This window comes from Roseofilum sp., from assembly GCF_982964205.1.
The window spans coordinates 1-5,651 of sequence record NZ_CEZBFX010000110.1; the positions used below are offsets into that span (position 1 = coordinate 1).

Genomic DNA, 5,651 nt, shown 5'->3' on the forward strand with positions numbered 1-5,651 from the left:
TCGGGCTTTCAGCCTTTTTTCTTTATTATACTCTTCCCAGAGTGAAAGAAGAGGGGTATCTTCTAGATTAATCGATAAATTGCTCCCACCACCTGCGTAGATAGCCACAGAAAGAGTATCCTTGAGTAAAATTGTTGGCATATCTAATCTGACATAGAGTTTGCCTTGCTTGGGAGGATATTGAGGAACAAACTTTTGCCAAAATTGATCGAGATCCTGCTCATTACCAGAGATTTTTTTGAAACCCAAAATTTTTCTGAGGACTTTCTCAATTAATGCCTGATCGTGATTTCCTTCGACTCCAATCAGGGCATATTTCTGGGTCACCAACGCACCTCCTGACCTAAATTTTCTCGAAGTCTTTTTAATCGCTCCCTAGGATGTCTGGTCACTTTGGTTTTATTATGGCCCTGTTCTAAACGATAGAAGACTAAGTTTCTTATGTTGAATATAAATACTGGCTTGATTACTCACTGTTTGGGGATTGATCAATATTTCTAAATCTTCAATATCCTCATCCATAATCTTGAGTAATTGGATGACATCAGACTTAAAATTTTCAAAGTTTGCTTTGGATAGTAGCCGAAGTTGACCAAAGTTAGAACGATGGGACTCAGAGGTTATAATATCGATGGGTAACGAAAATTTTTTCCATTCTTTTTTTGATTCGGGCAAAATCAAAGCTTTTCCCGTACCCTCAAATATAATCTTTCGTCCTACTCCTACAGGAATCATACCCTTCAGATTAGGGGATTTTGGGTTTTGTGTTATTTCGATATCCAGTTCTAACCGAGAGCTGGTTTCTTGAAATTCTTTTTCATATTCTTCAAAAACATCTTCAGGAGTCACAGGTTCAGGTTTTACAAAGAAGCGGATTTCTTCTCGATCTTGATAATTGATGGCGATCTCTTTAATTGCTGAAGCACCTTGGCTGGAGATTTTAATTCCGGTTGGAATTGACTCTGCTTCGAGTATTTGAGGTTGTTTCGGAAATAACCATTGGAGAGATTCAAACCTGGAACTGGAGAGTCTAATAGCACCTTCTCTGAGTCTGGATAAGGTTAGCCAAGTTTTAATGTCTAGGGGATTGGTATACAAAAGTAGTACCTCTAGAACACTGGTTTTACCACAGTTATTCATGCCAACCAGAAGGTTAATTTGTCCGAGATCTTTGAGTTCTAAATCTTGTAGTCCTCGAAATTGATGGATGGTTACCGTGTCTAGAGGATACATGAGTATAGAGCGCTTGGCGCTGGGAATGGGTAATCGGTCAATGGTATTAGAAAAACCTACTACAAAATACCGATCGCATGTAAAATGCCTTTACCACTGAATAATTCCACCAGTAGGGCAATGAAGCCCAGCATCGCTAACCGACCATTCCAGACCTCGGCACTGGTGGTGATGCCCATTTCCCAGCGCTCTTGAGGATACATTTTTAATTGATCGGAAGGACGCACGACATCGGAGAATTTCTGACTCGGAGAGTTGAGCGAATCAATCACTAAGTCAGCTAAATCATTAATAAATCCGGCATGGGTATCGAGAGCAGGAACGCGGCGGAAATTGGTAATTCCGGCTTCTTCAGCGACTTCTCGATATTCAATATCAATTTCTTGTAGAGTTTCAATATGTTCGCTCACAAAGCTAATGGGAATCACCAGCACATCTTTAACTTGTTTTTCTCCCAATTCTTCTAGAGCATCTTCTGTATAAGGTTGTAACCATTCCACTGGGCCAACGCGGCTTTGATAGGCTAGGGTATGGGGATTGGGACGGTTAAGAGTTTTGACGATTAGGGATGTACAGGCTTCAATTTCTCTTTGATAGGGATCGCCTGCTTCTTCGACATAACTGACGGGAACCCCATGGGCACTAAAAAACAGATGCACTCGATCGGGGTGTTCAAATTGGTCTAATTGTTGGGCAATTAAGTCTGCCATCGCTTGGAGATAGCCGGGGCGATCGTACCAGGAGGAAATGAGGCTATATTTAATGTTATTCCCTAGTACCGCGTCTTCTTCCCAGAGTTTTTCTAGGACTCGGAAGCTTGAACCACTGGTGCTAATGGAAAATTGGGGATAGAGGGGCAGAATGACTAGATGATCGATTTTATCTTGTTTGATTTCGGCGATCGCATCTTCCGTAAACGGATACCAATAGCGCATTCCTACATATATTTTCGCTTCTTGCCCCTTTTGAGCTAAACTTGCTTCCAAGGCTTGCGCTTGTTCTTCCGTAATTTTGCGTAATGGAGACCCACCCCCAATTTGCTTATAATTCTCTTGAGATTTCTTGTAGCGACTACTGGAAATGAACCAGGCTAAGGGTTTCTGTAACCAGGTCACCGGCAATCGGATAATTTCTGGATCGGAAAACAGATTAAATAAGAACGGGCGAACATCCTCTAGTTTTTCCGGCCCACCTAAATTTAAGAGCAAAACCCCAACACGACCCATAATTTCTTTGGTTTCCTTGTAAGTAACTATCTTATCTTTGTTACTGATTTTAACATTAATAGTTCTCTCTTAACATACCTCTAGGAGAGAAAGTTTAGCGATAGAGGGTTATTCAACCCGGTGATGGGCAAAGACGGGACACAAGCCATCGGGACTAACGCGAAATTCAAACAGGGCCGAGGCTGGGTTCCAACAGCGATGTCCCCGATAATGGGCACAGTTGCCGCAACAATCGAGATTTGCTGGCATTTTGGGCATCCCTTGGGCTAGCAATTCTCGTTGAGAGAGACCTCGAATCACTAACTCTTCTCCTTGCCAACGGGCTTCCAGAATGCCGGTGTCGCTGAAGTGTTGCCAACGGCGATCGCGGGTAATGGGTTCGGGTAACTCAATCTGAACCGTGGTCTCTAGTTCTGTTAATTCTCCTTCATAATGGGTTTCCGGAGCGGCTGGTTGAATGAAGGTCTCACCGATAGGTAACTCTACTCGTTTATTCGCTTGAGGACAATGGAGATGATAGCGATTTTGCAGTTCTTCTAAACCGGCTAAATCTTCTAGATAAGAAGAACTGCCATGGAAAAAAATAATGTGTTGGGGACGAATATTATGAATCAGTTGGGTGGTTCCTAAACCATCACAATGTTGGGAAAACAGATAGGTTTCAAGTTTTACACCTTCAATGGTGTCTAAGGTTTGGGTCAGTTGGGCCGTATCTTCAGCATGTTCAGAGAGCAAGACTAACCAGCGATCGGGGTTAGGTTCAAGCCACTGCTGGAGATTCGAGTGGCGATGGGCAACAACAATAGAGGGATATCGCGGAAGTTGACCCGAGTTGCGATCGGATGGAAGCCGACGCAATTGGGGACGGACGCGCTCATCCCAAAAGAGAGATTGATGTTGGGCAAAATTTTGCACATTGCTGGGCAGATGGGGTAAAATCTCTAGGTAGGCATCGCAACCTCTGGCAATAGTTTCATCAACCCAAATATCGATATCTTGCCCCGTAAACTGATGGTGAGAGCGCAGCAACATCAGCAATTCTTGACCGAGACCGAGAACGGGAACTGGTAGCAATACTGATTTTTGCTGCTTCAGGATAGTGTAAATTCGCGAAGCTAGATGGTTTTCTTGATGGCGGCGGTTGGGATGACGAGCGGTTCCATAACTGGCTTCGATAATCAGCACATCCGGTTGCAGTCCCCGGACTTCTTCAATCCGCATCCGTTCTACGAGCCGGGAGTTGGAGGAAAAGTAATCTCCGGTGTAGAAGAGGGTGTAGCGGCGCTCTGGAGCGGTATAGGTGAGCAGCAGGGAGGCGGCTCCAGGCAGATGACCGCAGGGATAGAGTTCGGCGCTTAGATGGGGTTTGAGCAGTTGGGGCGATCGCCACTCTAAAGCCTGACTGCTTTCCGGTTCTAGTCCATGTAGAGAGAGGAGTTGCCGGGTGACTTCACTGCCATAAATCGGCACATCCGGAAACTGAAGCGATAAACTGGGAAGGCCGCGACAATGATCGGGATGGGCATGGGAACAGAAGACGATATCCGGTGGCTCAATGGAACGAAGGGGGTCTATCTGATGTAAACCGCAGTCAAGTAAGATGCGATAGGGGCCTATCCGCACCAGTAGACAGACTCCATCCCCAGATTGACCGGTACCGTAGGGAATGCATTCAAGGGTAACCAAGAGTTGATACGCCAGTAGGGTGGGCAAGAGAATGAGCGATAGTATTAAAATTATACAACTGTTGCCCGGCCCACCCTACGGATGGTTAATGGGCAGAACCGTTACCGTGGTAGTTGTCAGAATCGTAGAACCCGTTTTTGGTGCCAAAAAATAAGGTGGTTACGGTAAAGATGACAGTAAGAATGACTAAAACCAATTTAATATCCATCGTCTTGTGATTATGATTTAAGGTTTTCAGTTGTGAATGATAGCGTATTAGGCCGAGGGGCGATCGCTAGGGTTTAGATGCGTTCTGCGTTAATCAGAGTTGGATTCCGGGTGTGGCTGGATTTGTTCCGCTTCTGGGCACTCTTCCGAGACCAGGAATTCACTATTGCCCTTGGGGAAATTAGAGAGCTTTTGGGTGACTGCACCAATGCTTTCTAGGCGAACCATTTCTTCCCAAGCACAGATCTCATCCTCCTCTTCTGTCTCATACCGAATCGTGACTAAATCTCCTTCGATTTCTAGAACGCGGGCGCGTTCTATCCAGCGTTGCTGGTCTCGCAAGAAAATCCAGATTTCACGACCCTCGGAGCAGAGTTGATAGATCTTGCGATGTAGCATAATTGGCTAGTGATATGTGGCTTTATAATTGGGCTTCTCAAATGTTATCGCTTATTCTAGCCATAGAACCATACAATTTGGGCAAATTTGCTAAATTGAGCCATTTTTTTTGGTCTGAGCCAATCTTCTTCCCCGAACCTGGAGAGTTTGCTACCCTAGAGGATGCCCTATCTGCCCTTTAGTCTCATGTTGCTCCATCTCTCCACCTGGCCGGAAGTCGAAGGTTACCTGAAAGAGTCTACAGGTTTAATTTTGCCCATTGGCTCGACGGAACAACACGGGCCAACGGGCTTGATTGGTACAGATGCTATTTGTGCAGAGGCGATCGCCAAAGGAGTCGGTGAAAAAACTCATGCCCTAGTCGGCCCTACCATCAATGTTGGTATGGCTCTCCATCACACGGCTTTTCCCGGAACCATGAGCCTCCAACCCTCTACATTGATTTTGGTGATTAAGGACTATATTACCTATTTAGCCCAAGCGGGGTTTACCAAATTCTTCTTTATCAATGGTCATGGGGGTAATATGGCTCCTATGAAAGCTGCCTTTTCTGAAGTCTATACCCATCTAGCCCAATTAAACATCGACCCCGAAGGAAAGGTCACCTGCCATTTAGCCAACTGGTTTATGTGTCGCAGTGTCTATAAACGGGCCCAAGAGTTATATGGCGATCAAGAAGGATCTCACGCGACACCGAGCGAAGTGGCACTGACTCAATACGTTTATCCCGACTCGATTAAAACTGCACCCCTGTCTCCAGAAGTTGGCAAAGGTCATCCCATCACTACCCCGGCAGAATTCCGTCGCCATTATCCGGATGGTCGCATGGGATCAAATCCTGCGTTAGCCACACCAGAACATGGTAAGGAGTTTTATGAGTTAGCGGTGGAAGAGCTGAGT

6 protein-coding genes and 1 pseudogene are annotated in these 5,651 nt (G+C 45.3%); 1 reads left to right on the forward strand and 6 read right to left on the reverse strand.

Features of this window, described 5'->3' with window-relative positions; translation table 11 throughout:
- From AC3A14_RS20135 to AC3A14_RS20160, 6 genes and pseudogenes are all read right to left on the reverse strand, one after another.
- Window positions 1-327: pseudogene (locus AC3A14_RS20135) on the reverse strand (hypothetical protein); the annotation flags it as partial.
- 75 nt (window positions 328-402) lie between these two features.
- Entirely contained in the window at window positions 403-1,233 is an 831-nt protein-coding gene (locus tag AC3A14_RS20140; protein WP_318734301.1) for an AAA family ATPase, read from the reverse strand.
- A gap of 59 nt (window positions 1,234-1,292) precedes the next feature.
- Window positions 1,293-2,459, reverse strand: a complete 1,167-nt coding sequence (gene hemH, locus AC3A14_RS20145; RefSeq protein WP_318699058.1) for a ferrochelatase — start codon at window positions 2,457-2,459, stop codon at window positions 1,293-1,295.
- 108 nt (window positions 2,460-2,567) lie between these two features.
- A complete protein-coding gene (locus AC3A14_RS20150) occupies window positions 2,568-4,172 on the reverse strand; it encodes an MBL fold metallo-hydrolase (RefSeq protein ID WP_318734304.1) in 1,605 nt (534 codons plus the stop codon).
- A gap of 58 nt (window positions 4,173-4,230) precedes the next feature.
- Window positions 4,231-4,353, reverse strand: coding sequence for a hypothetical protein (locus tag AC3A14_RS20155; RefSeq protein ID WP_318719572.1), 123 nt, complete (start codon window positions 4,351-4,353; stop codon window positions 4,231-4,233).
- A gap of 89 nt (window positions 4,354-4,442) precedes the next feature.
- Window positions 4,443-4,751: a DUF6679 family protein gene (locus tag AC3A14_RS20160; RefSeq protein ID WP_271937384.1), complete on the reverse strand. Its 309-nt coding sequence runs from the start codon at window positions 4,749-4,751 to the stop codon at window positions 4,443-4,445.
- Between the two features lie 186 nt (window positions 4,752-4,937).
- Here AC3A14_RS20160 and AC3A14_RS20165 point away from each other — a divergent pair.
- Window positions 4,938-5,651: creatininase family protein (locus AC3A14_RS20165; protein WP_487779127.1), on the forward strand; the 714-nt coding region annotated here is incomplete at its 3' end.

Excerpts from the sequence above, each read along its gene's own strand:
- AC3A14_RS20155 (WP_318719572.1), bottom strand. The coding sequence starts at position 4,353 with ATGGATATTAAATTGGTTTTAGTCATTCTTACTGTCATCTTTACCGTA.
- AC3A14_RS20140 (WP_318734301.1), bottom strand. The coding sequence starts at position 1,233 with ATGTATCCTCTAGACACGGTAACCATCCATCAATTTCGAGGACTACAA.
- AC3A14_RS20160 (WP_271937384.1), bottom strand. The coding sequence starts at position 4,751 with ATGCTACATCGCAAGATCTATCAACTCTGCTCCGAGGGTCGTGAAATC.
- hemH (WP_318699058.1), bottom strand. The coding sequence starts at position 2,459 with ATGGGTCGTGTTGGGGTTTTGCTCTTAAATTTAGGTGGGCCGGAAAAA.